15 protein-coding genes are annotated in these 16,459 nt (G+C 65.2%); 2 read left to right on the forward strand and 13 right to left on the reverse strand.

Going from position 1 to position 16,459, the window contains the following annotated elements:
- Positions 1-729, forward strand: a complete 729-nt coding sequence (gene pgl / locus VMV82_05785) for a 6-phosphogluconolactonase (protein ID HUY41061.1) — start codon at positions 1-3, stop codon at positions 727-729.
- Here pgl and VMV82_05790 read toward each other — a convergent pair.
- The 13 genes from VMV82_05790 to VMV82_05850 form a co-directional block, all read right to left on the reverse strand.
- Positions 726-2,480: a TolC family protein gene (locus VMV82_05790; GenBank protein HUY41062.1), complete on the reverse strand. Its 1,755-nt coding sequence runs from the start codon at positions 2,478-2,480 to the stop codon at positions 726-728. The two genes, pgl and VMV82_05790, sit on opposite strands and share 4 nt — an antisense overlap.
- Positions 2,481-2,490: 10 nt before the next feature.
- Positions 2,491-3,651: an HlyD family secretion protein gene (locus VMV82_05795; GenBank protein ID HUY41063.1), complete on the reverse strand. Its 1,161-nt coding sequence runs from the start codon at positions 3,649-3,651 to the stop codon at positions 2,491-2,493.
- 2 nt (positions 3,652-3,653) lie between these two features.
- Positions 3,654-4,277 carry a TetR/AcrR family transcriptional regulator gene (locus VMV82_05800; GenBank protein HUY41064.1) on the reverse strand — a complete coding sequence of 208 codons (624 nt, stop codon included), beginning with the start codon at positions 4,275-4,277 and terminating at the stop codon, positions 3,654-3,656.
- Positions 4,274-4,927, reverse strand: a complete 654-nt coding sequence (locus VMV82_05805) for a hypothetical protein (GenBank protein HUY41065.1) — start codon at positions 4,925-4,927, stop codon at positions 4,274-4,276. Before VMV82_05805 ends, VMV82_05800 begins: the two co-directional genes overlap by 4 nt.
- Positions 4,924-5,235: an STAS domain-containing protein gene (locus tag VMV82_05810; protein HUY41066.1), complete on the reverse strand. Its 312-nt coding sequence runs from the start codon at positions 5,233-5,235 to the stop codon at positions 4,924-4,926. The genes VMV82_05805 and VMV82_05810 overlap by 4 nt, the downstream gene beginning before the upstream one ends.
- 85 nt (positions 5,236-5,320) lie before the next feature.
- Positions 5,321-6,634 carry an amidohydrolase family protein gene (locus VMV82_05815; protein HUY41067.1) on the reverse strand — a complete coding sequence of 438 codons (1,314 nt, stop codon included), beginning with the start codon at positions 6,632-6,634 and terminating at the stop codon, positions 5,321-5,323.
- A complete protein-coding gene (locus VMV82_05820) occupies positions 6,606-7,838 on the reverse strand; it encodes an amidohydrolase family protein (protein ID HUY41068.1) in 1,233 nt (410 codons plus the stop codon). The genes VMV82_05815 and VMV82_05820 overlap by 29 nt, the downstream gene beginning before the upstream one ends.
- Positions 7,835-9,496 (reverse strand): urocanate hydratase, encoded by a 1,662-nt coding sequence (gene hutU, locus VMV82_05825; protein HUY41069.1) that lies wholly within the window; start codon positions 9,494-9,496, stop codon positions 7,835-7,837. The genes VMV82_05820 and hutU overlap by 4 nt, the downstream gene beginning before the upstream one ends.
- Positions 9,497-9,556: 60 nt before the next feature.
- Positions 9,557-11,101 carry a histidine ammonia-lyase gene (gene hutH / locus VMV82_05830; protein ID HUY41070.1) on the reverse strand — a complete coding sequence of 515 codons (1,545 nt, stop codon included), beginning with the start codon at positions 11,099-11,101 and terminating at the stop codon, positions 9,557-9,559.
- 4 nt (positions 11,102-11,105) lie between these two features.
- A complete protein-coding gene (locus VMV82_05835) occupies positions 11,106-11,600 on the reverse strand; it encodes a hypothetical protein (GenBank protein HUY41071.1) in 495 nt (164 codons plus the stop codon).
- A 263-nt stretch (positions 11,601-11,863) separates the two neighbouring features.
- Positions 11,864-12,844, reverse strand: coding sequence for a WYL domain-containing protein (locus VMV82_05840; GenBank protein ID HUY41072.1), 981 nt, complete (start codon positions 12,842-12,844; stop codon positions 11,864-11,866).
- Between the two features lie 248 nt (positions 12,845-13,092).
- Entirely contained in the window at positions 13,093-15,579 is a 2,487-nt protein-coding gene (locus tag VMV82_05845; GenBank protein HUY41073.1) for an ATP-dependent Clp protease ATP-binding subunit, read from the reverse strand.
- Positions 15,580-15,635: 56 nt separating this feature from the next.
- Positions 15,636-16,085 carry a hypothetical protein gene (locus tag VMV82_05850; GenBank protein ID HUY41074.1) on the reverse strand — a complete coding sequence of 150 codons (450 nt, stop codon included), beginning with the start codon at positions 16,083-16,085 and terminating at the stop codon, positions 15,636-15,638.
- Positions 16,086-16,143: 58 nt separating this feature from the next.
- On the opposite strand from VMV82_05850, the gene VMV82_05855 reads away from it, so the two are divergent.
- The gene (locus VMV82_05855; protein ID HUY41075.1) at positions 16,144-16,455 is read left to right on the forward strand and encodes a metal-sulfur cluster assembly factor; all 312 of its coding nucleotides are present in this window, start codon (positions 16,144-16,146) and stop codon (positions 16,453-16,455) included.
- The last annotated feature ends 4 nt before the right edge of the window (positions 16,456-16,459 follow it).

The raw sequence follows: 16,459 nt of genomic DNA on the forward strand, positions 1-16,459 counted from the left end.
TTGTCGGACGTACCTCACCTTCACGTCTTCCGGACGCCCGAGCTGTTCGCGCGCGGGCTGGCCGACGCGTTCGTCGCTTCCGCGCGCGATGCGATCGCGACGCGGGGCCGCTTCACGGTCGCTTTAGCAGGCGGAACGACGCCGCGCGGTGCCTACGCGCTCTTGGCCCAGGATCCGCGGCGATCGCTCGTCGCGTGGAACGCGGTCCATGTGTACTTTGGAGACGAGCGCTGCGTGCCGCCCGACGACCCCGCCTCGAACTATCACACGGCAAAGGAAACGCTGCTCGACGACGTTGCGATTCCGGCGGCGCAGGTTCACCGCATGCGCGGCGAGATCGACCCGCAGCAAGCGGCGCTCGAGTACGCGCTCGTGCTGCGCAACACGATCGGCGAGCGTCCGGTGCTCGATCTCGTGATGCTTGGTATCGGCGCCGACGGTCACACCGCATCGCTCTTCCCAGGCGAGAACCCGCTCGCCGACGACGATGCGCTCGTGCGCGCGGTCTACGCGCAATCTGTTCGAATGTGGCGCCTGACGATCACGCCGGACGTCATCAACGCCTCCCACGAAGTGCTCTTCGGCGTCAGCGGCGCCGAAAAAGCTGCCGCGCTAAAAGCGATTCGCGAAGGGCCGTACGATCCATGGCGTTATCCCGCGCAGATCGTCAAACCGCATAGCGGCCGCCTTCTCTGGTACGCCGACGCAGCAGCGGCTGCGGCCGGTTAGGGCACTGCGGGCAGGGCGCGAGAACCTAAGGTCTCCACGTTCACGCCGTTGGCGGTGAGGATCGCCCCACTCACGCGTTGCAGTTCGACGACGGCTTTGTTCAGGTCGGTCTGCGCTTGGAGCTCCAAGCCGCGGTACTGTGCCAGCTGGACCTGCCGCGCAAGGACCAGAAACGTCGTCGAGGTGCCATTGTGGAACTTGCGCAGCTCGCTCGCATACACGACCTCGCTCGCGTGTCGTGCGGCGCGCGCGGCCGCAAGCCGCGACAGAGCGGATTCGTAGGTTTGCAGCGCGTTGCGCGCCTCGACCACGACGCGCTCCTCGGTGGCCTGCAGTGCGATCTGAGCGTCGCGCTGCTGCTCGAGCGCTTGCTCGAGCTGCGCGCGGGCCGTGCGATTGCCCAGCGGCAGGGAATAGACGAGGCCGGCGTTCCAATACGGGTAACGCTGCTGCAGCAGCGTGTTGTACGACTGGCCGAAGCCGCCGACGAGTGGGGGCGGTACGGCGAAGGAGCACGGCGACGTGGGGCAGACGAAGGCGTAGAGCGGATTGCTCGGCGTCAGCGGCAGCAGCGTTCCAGCGTAACCGTTCGTCGTATAGCCCAGCTTCAGATCGACCTGGGGGCGAAGTTGATTGCGCGCGTACGCAACGTCGACGTCGGCCTGAAGCTCAGCGTCGAGCGTCTGGCGGATCTCCGGCCGGTTCTGCATCGCCTCTTGGACGAGCCGCGCAAACGCCGGAGCCGGCGGTACCTGTAGCACCGGCGATGTCGGAACCAAGTTCGCCGTCCACACCGGATCGGACGGCCCGGCCGCGATTTCGCTCTTGAGTTGGTTTTGCACCGTCGCGACGCTCTGCAAGGCCGACGCGACTGCGGCTTCGTCGGCGTCGACTTGTGCGCCTGATTCGACCGCATCCACTGGAGCGCCGGCGCCGTGACGCGCGAGCCGGATCGTGCTGCGCTGCTGGGCAACCGCCTCGCGCATCGCTTCTTCTTGAATCGCGACGTTGCGCCACGCCGAAACGAGGTCCCAATACGCGTCCTCGACGGCGCCGATCGTGTCCGAAACGGTCGCCAGCGTCTGTTCTTGCGTCTGATTCGCGTTGATGACGGAGAGCTCCACGGCACGCTTAGGCGCGTTCATCCCGGCATCGCGCAACAACGGCTGCGTCAGCACGAAGGAGAGGGCGGTCAAATACGTCGGGTTGAGGAGATTGACGATCTCGTTGTTCGTCGCTCTCGTCTGCGAAAGGCTAACGCTGTACGACTGTCCATTCGGAAGGACGCCGGAGACGCTTCCCGACACGGACGAATTTCCCGTGACGACCGGACCGTAGCTCGGCCCCGCGAAGAAGGGATTCTGCGGCGCCGCGATCGAGCGCTGGATCTCCGGCTCGAGTTGAAATCGTACGTCAAATGCACCTTTTGCCGCCTCGATGCCGTAAAACGCGATGCGGCGATTTCCGGCGGCGATCGCGAGATTCGGATTTTTCAGCAGCGCCATCGCGATCGCGTCGCCGAGCACGATGCCGACGACGGGCTCGCCAGCGGTACCGACGATACGCGGAGTGCCCGCGTGCACGCTCGGTGCGCTGTAGCCGGGAGCAACGCTCGGTACCGGCGGCAAAACCGGCAGTGGCGGCGGCGACGGGATCGTCGCCCGCGCCGGAAGACGTTCGCTCTGCTGCGCTCCGGCAGCAAAGGGAAGAGCCGCAAGGGCAGCGGTCGCGACGAACGTGACGAGACGCATCCGCGATTCCCTAACGCACTTTCACGTAGGTCTCGACGCTCATCCCTGGACGCAAAGGCATATCGGGACGCGGGTCGTCGATCGAAATGCGCACGGGGATGCGCTGGGTCACCTTCACGAAGTTGCCTGTAGCGTTTTGCGACGGAACCAGCGCATAAGTGTTTTCGGACGCCGGGTTGATCGAGACGACGTGGCCGTGAAAGGTCACTCCGCGATAGGCGTCCAGGTGGATGTCGACGGGTTGACCGACGCGCATGTTGCCCATCTGCGTTTCCTTATAGTTCGCGGTGACGAAGATGTCTCGGCTCGGCACGAGCGTCATCAGGACCTCGCCGGCCGAGACGGTCTGGCCGATTTCGGCGCTCTTCTCCCCGACGAACGCGTCGATCGGCGAGACAATGTGCGTGTAGCGCAGGTTGCGGAGCGCCAAATCGAGCTGTGCTTTCGCCGCCTGCGCCTGGCTCGAGTCGGAGGCCTGAGCGAGACGGCCCTGGGCAGTCGTGACGCCGCCCCCTGTGGCCCCCTCCTGCGCGCGCGCCGCCACCACCGCGTTCTCCGCGGCGTGCAGTTGCGACGAGGCGGCGGCTGCCTCCGCTCGTGCAGCGTCGAGCTGCTCGCGCGGGACGTCGCCCGTCGCGACGAGCGATGCCGCGCGCGAGAGATCGGCTTCGGCCTTATCATAATTCTGCTGCGCTCCGGGGAGCTGCGAGAGCGCGATGTCGACTTGCGCCGCTGCCTGCGCTTGTTGCCCGCGCGCTTGCGCAACGCCGCCCTGACCCTGCTGCATCGTCGTTCGCTGGTCCGCGAGCGCGAGGTCGTATTGCGCTTTTGCCTGCTGGAGACGCGCAAGCTCGTCACGATCGTCGAGAACGATCAGCAGCTGACCCCGCGTCACGTGCTGGTTCGTCGCGACGAGGATGTCGCCGATGCGCTCGGGGATCTTGCTCGTGATCTGCACGATGTCGGCGTCCACGTGTGCGTCGTCCGTGCCCTCGTGCGCAAGCATGTAGCGCAGCCATGGCACACCGAAGACGAGCGCGACGATCAGGACCACGATGCCGAGGCCGATGAAGAGCCAACGCTTGCGGAACTGCCTCGCGGGCTCCTCTACCGTTGCCGGCGCGGCGGCACCATCGTGCTCGCGCAGTTGCTCCTTCTCTCGCGTCTCCATCGTTAGGGAAGCTCGGCCTGCTCGGTGCGACTCGCCCGAACGCCGTTCAAAAAGACGTCGATGTAGAATCGGAGCGCGCGCTCCGCGTCATCGTGAAAGTCGGAATCGGGAAACTTCTCTCGAGCGATCACGTGCACGAACACGATTCCCATGAAGAGCGCTGCAAGCCCCTTGGGGTCGCCGTGCAGCTCGCCTCGCGCGACGTAGCGCTCCATGAGCTCGACCATCATGTCGTGGATGACGAGCTGCGGACGCCACGCCGTCGACGAAAACACGTCCTTGTCGTACTCCGCCTCGACAAGGGACCAGCGGATGATGTCCTTCTGCGCCTCCATCCGCTCGAGCATGGTGCGGCCCACCGCGAGCAGGTCTCCTTCGACGGGGCCGCGCAGCTGGGCGACGACGTCCCGCAGCTCGACGACGCCGCAAACGTGCTGAACGACCGCCACGATGAGCGCGCTCTTGCTGCCGAAGTGCCGGAATAGCGTTCCTTCGTTCACTCCTGCAACCTCCGCGATCTCGCGCGTCGTCGCACCGCGCTTTCCTTTGCGAGCGATGACCTCGCGGGCGGCGCATAGTATCCGGCCGCGCGTCTCCTCCGGCGATGCTGGTTTCGCTGCGATCACGGGTGTTTGCTGAATATCCCGTCGTCGACGACGACGTTGACCTGATAGCTGCCGTAGACGGCGTCGCCTACCGCGTGCACGTGCGGAATGTCGATCGTCGCGTGCTGCTCGAATGGGACCACGAATCCCGACTGCAGGCGATACGACTGCGTCATGACGATCGTTCCGCCGCTGCGATAGTGCCATACCATGCGCAGCAACTCGTACGAGCGCGGATCGACGTACGCATCCGTGTAACCGAGAATGTCGCTATGAATCTTCTTCGTCATGCGCAATACGAGTAGCGGCCGACCGCCCACGCTGCGTGTGCCCAAGAGTGCAACATTTGAATCGCGCTGCCAAACGGCCGCATCGCCCATGTCCGCAAAGAGCCGCGAGAAGCCCTTCATGTAGAACGGCACGCTGTCGAAGACGACCTCGAAGTTGCCGGGGCGCTTGTAGTACGTCGTTCCGTCCAGCACGGGGCTGAGATACGGAAAGTTCAGCATGTGAACGCCGACGTGCACGCGCGCACGATACGTGATGAGTGCGGGGTTGCTCGCGAGCATTTGCGCGATGACGGCGCTCGCGTCGCTCGGCGGCTGCGGGGCCGCGGCGAAGGCGGGAACGGCGAATGCGAGCACCGCCGCGAGGGCAGCGGAGATCCTCACGCTGCCTCCTGACGGTTGACGTGGAAGAGCCGATCGAGCGCGGTCACCGCGAGCGAGCGCCGAATCTGCGGACTCGAGGTACGCAGAGCGAGCTCGCCGCCTACGGCCCTGGCGCTGCGCAGCAGCACGATGAGGCCGCGCACGCCGGCGATATCGAGCGTCTCGAGGTGATCGAGGGTGAGAACGATCTGCCGTCTCCCACTTTCGATCGTGGCACGGACCTCCCGTTGCATACCTTTTGGATCCTCCGGGCGATAATCGAGCGCAACCTGCGCCGGCTTGCTCTTCCGCTCGAGCCTATTCCTCATTCGTGTGCCTTCCATAGCTTTCGTACCTATTTCGCACGCGAACCATACCATAGGCTAACGACCAATGCAAGTACTTACATGCATACTATACGGAGAGCAACCGCCGCCCGATCGCAGCAACCTCGAGCCTCGCTTCCTGCGCGAGCGGGGAGGCCTCGCCGGTGTAGACGCGGCGTCCTTCTACGAAGCAGGCTTGCACCCAGGCGTCCTCCCCGCGATAGACCAGCGCGTTGACCGGCGGCGACCACGGGTCGATCAACGAAGCATCGAGCACGACGAAATCGGCCGCCTGACCCGCCGCCAGGTCCCCCGCCGTGACGCCGATGGCGCGAGCACCCTCTGAGGTGGCGAGCGCGAAGGCGGTGCCGGCTCCAAGCGCGCTTCCGTCCAGCGTGGTGGCTTTCTGCTCGTACGCCGCGGCACGCATCTCGTCGATCGCGGACGGCTTGACGTTTGCGTCGCTTCCAAGACCGACGCAGACGCCGCGTGACCGCAATCCTACGATGTCGCCGAGTCCATCGCCGAGGTAGAGATTCGTGGTCGGATTGCGCACCACGCGCACGCGACGTTCGGCGAGCAGTTCCTTCTCGCTTTCCGTTACGTGGATGGCGTGAACCACCACGCTGCGCTCGCTCAGCGCACCGAAGCGATCCAGAACCACGACCGGCTCTGCGCCGTAGCGCTCGCGCGAAAGGGCGACCTCCGATGAGGTCTCCGCGACGTGTATGTGGAGATCGCACCCTTCTTCGCGCGCGAACTCCGCAGCGCAACGAATCATCGCCTCCGACGCACCGTGCAGAGAATGCGGCGCGACGCAGACCCGCGCGTGCGGAAAGGCGTCGCGAAGCTCGCGCGTGCGCTCCGCCGCTTCCTCGAGGGTCTCCCGAAACGCCGGCGGTGCCTGCGGCGCGTCCATCCACGTACGCGCCATGACCAGACGGATGCCGGTTCGTTGCGCCGCGCGAATCGCTGCCTCTGCGTGCCGATTCCCCCGCCCGTTGAGATAGAAGAACTCCGCCACCGTCGTGATACCGGCGGCCAGCATCTCCGAAAAGGCTGCGACGAAAACCCAGTAGACGTCTTCCGGCTCGAGCTGCGGGATCACCCGATAGAGCGCGTCATCGCGCCAGCGCTGGAACGGTAGATCGTCGGCCCATCCGCGTAAGAGTATCTGGTACGCGTGGCTGTGCCCGTTGATGAAGCCGGGGACGACCAGCCGGTCGACCGGAAAGGCGCGCACGGATGCTCCGGGATGGCGCGCTCGCACCGAGGCGAAGTCGCCGGCATCCGCAATCGCGCCCCCATCGACGACGAAACCGAAGTCTTCGCGCAGCGCACCGCCGGCGACGGCCCGCGCGCAGCGGATGATCTCACGCAATGCCCGCCACCACCGCGCCACCTTTCACGACGAACTTCGCCAGATTCCCACCGAACTGCCAGCCGAACTCGCGCGGATCGTCGATACGCAACGCGACGAAATCCGCCGGGCCGCCTTCGTAAATGATGCCGGCCTCCCTTCGCAGCGAGTGCGCGGCGGCACGCGTCACGCCGTAGAGCGCCTCTGCCGCGCTCATGCCGAAGAGACTGCGGCCGTAATACGCAACGGTTTGGAGATTGAAACACGGCGACGTTCCCGGATTGAAGTCGCTCGCCAGTGCGACGCGCCCGCCGCGTTCCAGGATGGCACGCACGGGCGCGTGCCGCTCGATACCCAAGAATGCAATCGTCGCGGGACACGCGACCAGCACGGTGTCGCTGCTGACGATCGCCGCGACCGCGGCATCGTCAATGTAGTTACAATGATCGACGGCGTCGACTCCCAACTTCACGGCCATCTGTACCGCTCCGCCATCGGCCATCTCGTCGCAATGAATCCGCAAGCGAAGGCCTCGCTCCCTTGCAACCTGGAGATACCGGCGCGCATCCGCGACCGAAAAGTAGCCCGGTTCGCAGAACGCGTCGGCGTATTCGGCCCCGTGCTCTTTGGCCCACGGAACGCAATCGCGAAGGAGATAGTCGACGTACGCACCCGCGGAATCAAACTCGGGTGGTACCGCGTGCGCTCCAAGAAAGGTCGAGACGAGCCACGGCACGTCGTTGTCGTGGCGATGCTCTGCGATGAGATCGAGCAACGCGAACTCGCCGCCCTTCGTGAGTGCATACCCAGTCTTCGTCTCGAGCGTCGTCGTTCCGTGCGCCAGCATGGCATGCAAACGCGGTCGAAGGGCGCACGCGTAGAATGCTGCGGGGTCGGCGAGCGCCGCGCGCGTCTGCTCCACGGTATGGAGCATCCCTTGCCGCGCCTTCGCACCGCGCACGCGCGCCGCAAAATCCGGTTCGCGATCTCCGGCGAAGAGCGGGTGCGCGTGCGCGTCCACGAGTCCCGGCACGATCGTGCAATCGCAAGCGTCTATCTCGACGGCGTCGCGCGGGGCGCGCGCGACGACGTCGCGTTCGCGTCCGACCGCCGCAATCGCCCCACCCTCGACGAGCATCGCTGCATTGGCAATGAGCCCGAGGTCCTCGAAGCGGATGTCGCCCTGAGACGCGGTCGTATCACACGTGACGACGTCGCGTGCGCGGATGAGGAGCGCGCCGCTCAAAGGCGCCAGTCGATCCCTTTTTCGTCCGCGGTCTCGGCGGCGAGTTCATAGCCGGCATCGGCGTGGCGAACCACGCCCAAGCCGGGATCGGTCGTGAGCACGCACTCGAGACGTTCGCGCGCGTCCTCGGAGCCGTCCGCAACTACGACCATCCCGGCGTGCAGGCTGTAGCCGATACCGACGCCGCCGCCGTGATGGAAGCTCACCCAGTGCGCTCCCGCGGCGGTGTTGAGCAGGGCATTGAGGATCGGCCAATCGGCGATCGCATCGCTTCCGTCCTTCATGCCCTCGGTCTCGCGGAACGGCGAGGCGACGCTGCCGGTATCGAGGTGATCGCGTCCGATGACGATCGGCGCCGCAACCGCTCCGGACCGGACGAGCGCGTTGAACGCGACGCCGGCCTTCGCGCGGTCGCCGTACCCGAGCCAACAGATGCGCGCGGGCAAGCCCTGAAAAGCGATGCGCTCGCGTGCGAGTGCGATCCACCGCTGCAGTGCGGCGTCGTGAGGGAAGAGGCGCACGAGCTCTTCGTCGAGACGCGCGATGTCTGCCGGATCGCCCGAGAGTGCTGCGAAACGGAACGGTCCCGAACCGCGGCAGAAAAGTGGGCGAATGAAAGCGGGGACGAAGCCGGGGAATGCGAACGCGCGCGCATAGCCGCCCCGCTCGGCTTGCGCGCGGATGTTGTTGCCGTAGTCGAAAACGACGGCACCCGCTTCTTTGAAATTCACCATCGCCTCGACGTGCCGCGTAACGCTTTCGAGGCCGCGCCGCTCGTACTCGGCAGGGGAGCGCTTACGAAGTGCGGCCGCCTCTTCCAACGTGAGGCCGGCGGGAACGTATCCGTCGAGCATATCGTGGGCCGAGGTCTGATCGGTAACCACGTCGGGCCGAAAACCGAGCTCGTAGAGCGCGGGGAACTCCACTGCGGCATTGCCTTCGTATCCGACCGAAAGAGCGATGCCATCCCGCTTCGCGCGCTCGATCTCGCGCAACGCCTCCTCTCGCGTTGCAGCGACGCGATCGAGATAGCGCAGCTCGCAGCGGCGCCGCAAGCGCGCCGGATCCACATCGACCAGCAGCGCGACGCCTCCGTTCATCGTGATAGCAAGTGGCTGCGCGCCACCCATTCCACCGACGCCGGCACTCAGGCAGACCCGGCCGCGCAGCGTCCCGCTGAAATGCTGACGCGCGAGCTCGGCGAACGTCTCGTACGTTCCCTGCACGATACCCTGCGTTCCGATGTAGATCCACGATCCGGCAGTCATCTGACCGAACATCGTCAAGCCCTGGCCCTCGAGCTCGCGAAACGTCGCGTAGTCGGCCCATTTCGGCACGAGATTCGCGTTTGCGATCAAGACGCGCGGCGCGCGTGCATGCGTCCGGAAGACGCCGACGGGTTTTCCGCTCTGCACGACGAGCGTCTCGTCGTTCGCTAGGCGCCGTAGCGTCCGCACGATAGCATCGAAGGCGTCCCAGGAGCGCGCCGCACGACCGTTGCCGCCGTATACGACGAGGTCTTGCGGCCGCTCCGCCACCTCGGGGTCGAGATTGTTCATGAGCATGCGAAGTGCCGCTTCCTGCGGCCAGGCCGGGCAGGATATTTGGCTGCCCCGCGGTGCCCGAATCGTGCGACTACCCGAGATGGTCGTGCTCATGACATCCGAGGTTAGCGTGGGACCTGCCCTTCCCCTCGACACGTAGAGCCATAGCGGCCGCTAAAGCTGCGTTTCCCCGAGGGCACCCTGAGCGGCGCCGGTGAGCGCACCGCTTGCGATGAGCTCGCGAGCACGCTCGATGTCCGGCGCGGGCACGCGATCGTCGCCCCAGGCTGCGATTCGCTCTCGCGCGACATCATACGCGGCCTGCGTTCCAAGGCCCGAACGCAACGGACGGCGGAAGTCCGTCGCGGCGAGCGCGCCGAGCAGTTCGCACGCGAGCGCGCCCTCCACGTTGTCGAGCACGCGCGGTAACGCGTTCGCGGAGGTCATCCCCATGCTGACGTGGTCCTCCTGTCCAGCCGACGTCGGAATCGAGTCGACGCTCGAGGGCCACGAAAGGCCCTTGTTCTCGTTGACGAGCGCGGCGGCCGTATACTGTACGATCATCAGCCCTGATTGGATACCCGAGCGGCCGGTTAGGAAGAGCGGCAGGCCTCGTTCCTCGCCGTTGAGCAGCAAGTAGAGCCGGCGCTCCGAGATCGATGCGAGCTCCGAGATCGCGAACTTCAGGAAATCGAGCGCGAGCGCTACAGGCTCGCCGTGAAAGTTGCCTCCCGAGAGAAACTCTTCGTCGTCGGGGAAGACCAACGGATTGTCGGTAACGGAGTTCGCCTCCGTCTCGACGATGCCGCGGGCGTATGCGACCGCGTCGCGCACCGCGCCGTGAACGACGGGGATGCAGCGAAACGAATACGGGTCCTGTACGCGCCCGCATTCGCGGTGCGATTCCACGATCCCAGAGTGCGCGAGCAAGGCGCGCAAGTTCTCAGCCACACGCATCTGCCCGGCGTGCGGCCGGAGCGCGTTGATGCGCCGGTCGAAGACGCGGTCAGTACCGAGGAAAGCCTCCAGCGACATCGCGCCGATGACGTCTGCTGCCGCAGCCAGGCGCTCCGCACGCAGAACGCCGAGCGCCGCGAGCGCGGTCATCACCTGCGTGCCGTTGACCAGCGCAAGGCCTTCTTTGACGCCCAGGCGGATCGGGTGCAGCCCGGCGCGCTCGAGCGCGACGGCACTCTGCATGCGCTCGCCGCCGTGAACTGCTTCGCCTTCGCCGATCAGCGTCAGCGTCATGTGCGCAAGGGGAGCGAGATCGCCGCTCGCGCCGACCGAGCCTTGCGACGGAACGTACGGCGTCACGCCGCAATTGAGCAGTCCGACCAGAAGGTCGAGGGTCTCCAGCCGCACGCCGGAATGGCCGGCTGCCAGCGCATTGACGCGCAGCGCGCCGGCAGCGCGCACGGCACGGACCTCGAGCGGCGGCCCGGTTCCAGCGGCGTGGCTGCGAACGAGATTGAGCTGCAAGCGTTCGGCGTCGGAAGCGTCGACCGGAACGTTTGCGAGCCGCCCGAAACCGGTGGTGACGCCATAAATCGCTTCCCCGTCGCTGAAGCGTCGCTCGACGAAGGCGCGCGCCTTCGCGACGCGCTCGCGAGCGGCCGCGCAGACCCGCACGGGCGCGCCGTCCGCGATCGCCTCGACGCACTCCAGCGTCAGGTGTTGGCCGTCGATTTCGACTTCCGGTGCAGTGACAGCACGCATGAGGTCAGAGGTTCGACCACGCTGCCGGCCTTGGCCTCGCGAAGGGAGGCCCGGCCTGAATCACGATCTCTTCGTGGTCGCGCAACGGTATCGCGCGTGAGTCGCCGTTCCATCGTACGCCGTTGACGGTTACCCGAAGCTCGCGGCCGCGTACGGCCGCGAGCGGGCCGGCGTGGCGCGCGTTCAGGTCCATGCCCCAGACGTCGAAAAACGCCCCCAGGGTGAAGGTGCGCCGCACCGGCGATTCGATGTGAATGATTCCGTCCGGCGCGTGCGTGTGCAGCCAGTACAGACAACCGCGGTCGACCGGGATGCCGATACCCGCCGGGATCTCGACCGCACGTCCGCGCTCGAAAAGCTGCAGATGAACGTGCACGTGTTCGACCGCGCCTTCTGCGGTGTCACAGCTAATGCCGTCGATCGGCAAGCTGCCGAAGAACGACTGCGCGACGACGATCAGCGCAGCGAAAAGTGGATAACCGGAAAGTACGCCGTGCATAAATAAAAAATCCTGTGGAGAGCTTGTGGGTAGGCGCATCGAGCTCTTGCATGGTTGTTTTCGACCTGTTAGGATGCATCTACTTCGGTAAAACGAAGTGCGACGAGCGTATCAGTCGCGGCCGAGAGGCCAAACCGCCGGAGCGGCGCTGTGGGGTCTTCCACCCGGGGGCCAAACGAGCGAGCACCGGTGAGCGAATACGTCGAGAGCCGTGGAGGCTTCGCCTCTGCGGCTCTTGCTTTTACCCTCTCTCGAGCTTTAGCCTATCGATACTTTTGAGCTATCGAGACGACGAGGGATGCGACGCGATCTCTGACGTTCGCGGGTCCCACGACCTCAGCTTGATCGCCCCAGCCGAGCACCCAGCGGACGAGTTCGTCTACGTCGTCGACGTGGAAGACGATCTCTGCAGATCCGTCGTCGCAGCGCCGCACGTCGCGTTCGGCGACGACACGCGCTGCGACCGCCGCCTTGGCGACGCGCGGCGCAAAGCGCACGCAGACCTGCGCCGGCGAGGTACCGTGCAGCACGCCGCTGATCGACGACGCCGCCCACGTTTCAATGTCGAAGTCCGCCGGTTTCACGAACGTCTGCCCGAGCGTCTCGACGACCGAAATGCTATCGACGGCGAAACTGCGCCGGTCGTTGCGGCCGTGATCGAAGGCCACGCAGTAGACTCTGCCGGAGCTGACGACGAAGCCGTAGGGATCGACGGTGCGCGTGCTGCGTTTTTCCTCTTTGTCGACGTAGGTGAAGCGCACGCTACGCAGATGCCGTTGCGCATTGGAGAGCAGCGCGAAAGCACGTTCGCCTTGTTCGTCGAGGCGGATCTCCGAGAGCCGAAAGGCCACGGTAGGGTGCCCGTTCGCGTGCATGCTCCCGTTTCCGGTGGCTCCTGCAAGCTTCTTCGTTACCTCACCGATCGACGCGCCGATCGTGCCCCCAATCGAATGCGCGACGGAGCGCAGCGCCACGAGCCCGAAGAGTTCGCCGCTCGAAAGATGCAGACGCTTGAGGCTATAGCCTTCGGCGAACCGATACGTGTTCGTGGTCCGGTCGAAGTACCACGGGAACTCCGCAGCGGCCAGAATAGCCAGATACCGTCGCAGGCTCCGCGTGCTCGGCCGCCGGTCCCCCCCGTCGGAGACGCGGTCCTTGAGCGCCTCGAAGCTGTACCGCCCTTCGTCGATGGCGTTCAGCAAGCGAACAAGCAGGATGATCTTCGGTTCGGTCGTGCGCTCCATAGCTCTCCCCCCAACGTATGCCGCAAAAATACTGCCGCAGCTACGGGGACCCTGTGCCAAATGTCGCGCACACCCTCAAACTTTTATCAATTTGGCGGAAGCAGCCGTAGAGGCCGCCGACGCTGGCGCCTGGGGAGCGGGGAGGAGCCTACCACGAGCGCCGATCGGAGATCCGTCGGCGCGGGTCGACTGGCTACACCGATGCTGCGAGCACGAGAGACGCTCGGAGCGGCCTGGCTCAGGGAGCCTTAGGTTACGGCAGGCTCCGGGGCTTGCGGCGCCTCGATCGACGGGATCTTCGTGAACTTCAGCTTCTCCGGATCGCCGGAATCGACGTCGGCGAGAATGTGATCGCCGCTCTGGAACTTACCTTTGAGCATCTCTTCCGCGATCTCGTCCTCCACGTTGCGTTGAATTGCGCGCCGCAGGGGGCGCGCGCCGAACTGCGGGTCCCACCCTTTACGGGCGAGCAGCGCCTTCGCGGCCTCGGTAACCTTCAACTCCATCTCCTGCGCGCGCACCTCGCGCATCACTTTTTCGAGCTCGAGCCCGACGATCTCCTCGATCTGCTCGTGCGTGAGCTGGTGGAAGACGACCACTTCGTCCACGCGGTTGATGAACTCGGGCCGGAACGTCGTCTTGACCTCCTCGAGGATTTTGTTCTTCATACGCTCGTACGCGCGCTGCTCGTCTTCACCACTTTGCTTCTGTAGCCGGAAGCCGATGTCGCTCGTCGTCTGCATGCCAGTCGCGCCGATGTTCGACGTCATGATGATGACGCAGTTCTTGAAATCGACTTGGCGACCCTGAGAATCGGTGAGGCGGCCATCATCCAAAACCTGCAGGAGCAAGTTGAAGACGTCGGGATGCGCTTTCTCGATCTCGTCGAGTAAGACGACGGAGTACGGTCTGCGGCGCACGGCCTCCGTGAGCTGGCCCCCCTCCTCATAACCGACGTATCCAGGCGGCGCTCCGACGAGACGGCTCACGGCATACTTCTCCATGTACTCCGACATGTCGATGCGTACCATCGACTCCTCGTCGTCAAAGAGAAACGCTGCGACGCTGCGAGCGACCTCGGTCTTGCCGACGCCGGTGGGGCCGAGGAAGATGAACGAGCCGATCGGGCGACTCGGATTCTTCAAGCCGGCCCGCGAGCGACGGATCGCGCGCGTGACGACTTCGATTGCCTCATCTTGCCCAACGACGCGCGTATGGAGCTCTTCCTTCATGTTGAGAAGCTTCTCGGTCTCCGCTTGAGCGAGGCGCCTGACCGGAATCTTCGTCCACGACGCAACGATCTCGGCAATGTGATCGGCCGTAACTTTCAGGACGCGATCGCCGCCGGCACGCTTCTCCTTCCACTCTTGGTCGAAACGAGCGCGCTCGAGCCGCAGCTTCTCTTCCCGCTCCCGAATCGCTGCCGCCCGGTCGAACTCTTGATTGTTGACGACCGTCTCTCTCTCGGCGACGACCGCACGCAGCTGTGCGTCGATCTCGCGAATCTCCGGAGGCGGGAGCGTTGCCTGTAGCCGCACGCGGGAACTGGCTTCGTCGATCAAGTCGACGGCCTTATCCGGAAGGAAGCGATCGGTGATGTAACGGTCGCCGAGACGCGCGGCGGCTGCGAGCGCCTCGTCGGTGATTTGAACCTTGTGATGGGCTTCATACCGGTCGCGCAGACCCTTGAGAATCTCGATCGTCTCCTCGACCGTCGGCTCGCCGACCATGACCGGCTGGAAACGCCGCTCGAGCGCAGCGTCCTTCTCGATGTGCTTGCGAAATTCGTTGAGCGTCGTCGCGCCTATGCACTGCAGCTCGCCGCGCGCAAGGGCCGGTTTGATGATGTTGCTCGCGTCGATCGCGCCTTCGGCCGCGCCCGCTCCGACGAGCGTGTGCAGCTCGTCGATGAAAAGGATGATCTCGCCCGCAGCGTTGCGGATCTCGTCCATGACGCGCTTCATGCGCTCTTCGAACTCGCCCCGATACTTCGTCCCGGCGACGAGGCCGGCGAGGTCGAGCGTGATGACGCGGCGGTCCCGCAGCGGCTCCGGAATGTCGCCCTTGATGACGCGCTGCGCCAACCCTTCGGCGATCGCCGTCTTCCCGACCCCGGGCTCGCCGATCAATGCCGGATTGTTCTTCGTGCGGCGCGAGAGAATCTGAATGACGCGCTCGATCTCGAGGTTCCGGCCGATGACCGGATCGAGCTTTCCGTCGCGAGCCAGCTGCGTGAGGTCGCGGCCGTACGCATCGAGCGTCGGCGTCTTGCCCTTGCCCTTCGGAGCCGGCGGTTGCCCTTCGGCGCCGAGCAGCGACGTCGTCTGCACGCGCACCTTCGCAGGGTCGACGCCGAGATTCGTGAGCACGCGCGCGGCAACGCCCTCGCCTTCGCGGATCAATCCGAGCAACAAGTGCTCGGTTCCGATGTAATTGTGGTTCAGCTGACGGGCTTCTTCGAACGCAAGCTCGATGACGCGCTTTGCGCGCGGCGTGAAGACCATCTCTTGCTGCACGGTCTGACCGCCGCGTCCGACGATCGCTTCGACCTCTTGCCGTACCTTCGCCAAGTTGACGCCGAGCGACTCGAGGACTTTTGCGGCAAGGCTCTCTCCCTCGGAGATGATGCCGAGCAGTATGTGCTCCGTGCCGATATAGTTATTGCCGAGACGCTGCGCCTCTTCTTGCGCGAGCACGATACTGCGTCGCGCACGCTCGGTGAAGGGTTCCCACATTGACATAGCTGTAGTCTACCAGACCCTGCGCGAGGGGGTGTGGGTTTCCGGCGCGCTCACAAGCTGAACCGGAAGCCGAGAAAGCCTGCGGTCGTGCCGCCGGTCTGCAAGCCTTGATAGAGCCGCAGCTCGATGGAGGCGTGCGGCGCGATCCCTTTCCCGCCGAAGATCGTCACGACGGGGCCGGTCGTTCGGCCGATGGAGAGATTCCCGATTCCCGCTCCCGCGCCGACGTAGGCTCCGCCGAATCCGCCACCGGAGAGCCCCCGGATCTCACCGGTGACGGCATAACCCCCTTGGCCGGTTACGGGAACGAGCAGCGTCGCCTGAAGGCCGACCGGGACGACCGGAATCGACGATGCAGTGCTCAGCATGATCGCTCCACCGCTCTGGCCTGGAGAGGTGCCGACCCAGCCCCCGGCAGCGATCGAAACGTCGGCCGGCGCGGGAGCGGTGCAAGCGAGCGCGGCGAGGAGCATGGGTACGATCGCAATCGTCTTCCGCATGCCCCACCACATTAGGTCACGGGGAATCGGGACCCTCCGGCTCCAAGAGTGAGGTGGCATGCCAACACCGCAAGAGGTCCGCAACGCGCTCGTCGACGTGAAGGACCCCGAGCTGAACCTCGGGATCCTCGATCTCGGCTTGGTCTATGACGTCGTCGTGGAAGGCGAGAACGGCGAGAACGTGACCGTCGTCATGACGCTCACCTCGCCGATGTGTCCCGTCGGTCCGATGTTCAAAAAATCCGTCGAGGATCACGTGCTATCGATAGAAGGCGTGAAGACGGCGAAGGCCGAGATCACCTTCACGCCGCCGTGGGACCCGGCCACGATGGCGAGCGACGACGTGAAGGCGATGCTCGGAATCTGGTAGTTTC

The organism is Candidatus Dormiibacterota bacterium (genome assembly GCA_035532035.1).
GTDB lineage: Bacteria > Vulcanimicrobiota > Vulcanimicrobiia > Vulcanimicrobiales > Vulcanimicrobiaceae > Tyrphobacter.

What these genes read in the sequence shown, in the direction of transcription:
- VMV82_05790 (HUY41062.1), bottom strand. Translation starts at nt 2,480, where the DNA reads ATGCGTCTCGTCACGTTCGTCGCGACCGCTGCCCTTGCGGCTCTTCCC.
- VMV82_05795 (HUY41063.1), bottom strand. Translation starts at nt 3,651, where the DNA reads ATGGAGACGCGAGAGAAGGAGCAACTGCGCGAGCACGATGGTGCCGCC.
- VMV82_05810 (HUY41066.1), bottom strand. Translation starts at nt 5,235, where the DNA reads ATGAGGAATAGGCTCGAGCGGAAGAGCAAGCCGGCGCAGGTTGCGCTC.
- hutU (HUY41069.1), bottom strand. Translation starts at nt 9,496, where the DNA reads ATGAGCACGACCATCTCGGGTAGTCGCACGATTCGGGCACCGCGGGGC.
- hutH (HUY41070.1), bottom strand. Translation starts at nt 11,101, where the DNA reads ATGCGTGCTGTCACTGCACCGGAAGTCGAAATCGACGGCCAACACCTG.
- VMV82_05835 (HUY41071.1), bottom strand. Translation starts at nt 11,600, where the DNA reads ATGCACGGCGTACTTTCCGGTTATCCACTTTTCGCTGCGCTGATCGTC.
- VMV82_05840 (HUY41072.1), bottom strand. Translation starts at nt 12,844, where the DNA reads ATGGAGCGCACGACCGAACCGAAGATCATCCTGCTTGTTCGCTTGCTG.
- VMV82_05845 (HUY41073.1), bottom strand. Translation starts at nt 15,579, where the DNA reads ATGTGGGAACCCTTCACCGAGCGTGCGCGACGCAGTATCGTGCTCGCG.
- VMV82_05850 (HUY41074.1), bottom strand. Translation starts at nt 16,085, where the DNA reads ATGCGGAAGACGATTGCGATCGTACCCATGCTCCTCGCCGCGCTCGCT.
- VMV82_05855 (HUY41075.1), top strand. Translation starts at nt 16,144, where the DNA reads ATGCCAACACCGCAAGAGGTCCGCAACGCGCTCGTCGACGTGAAGGAC.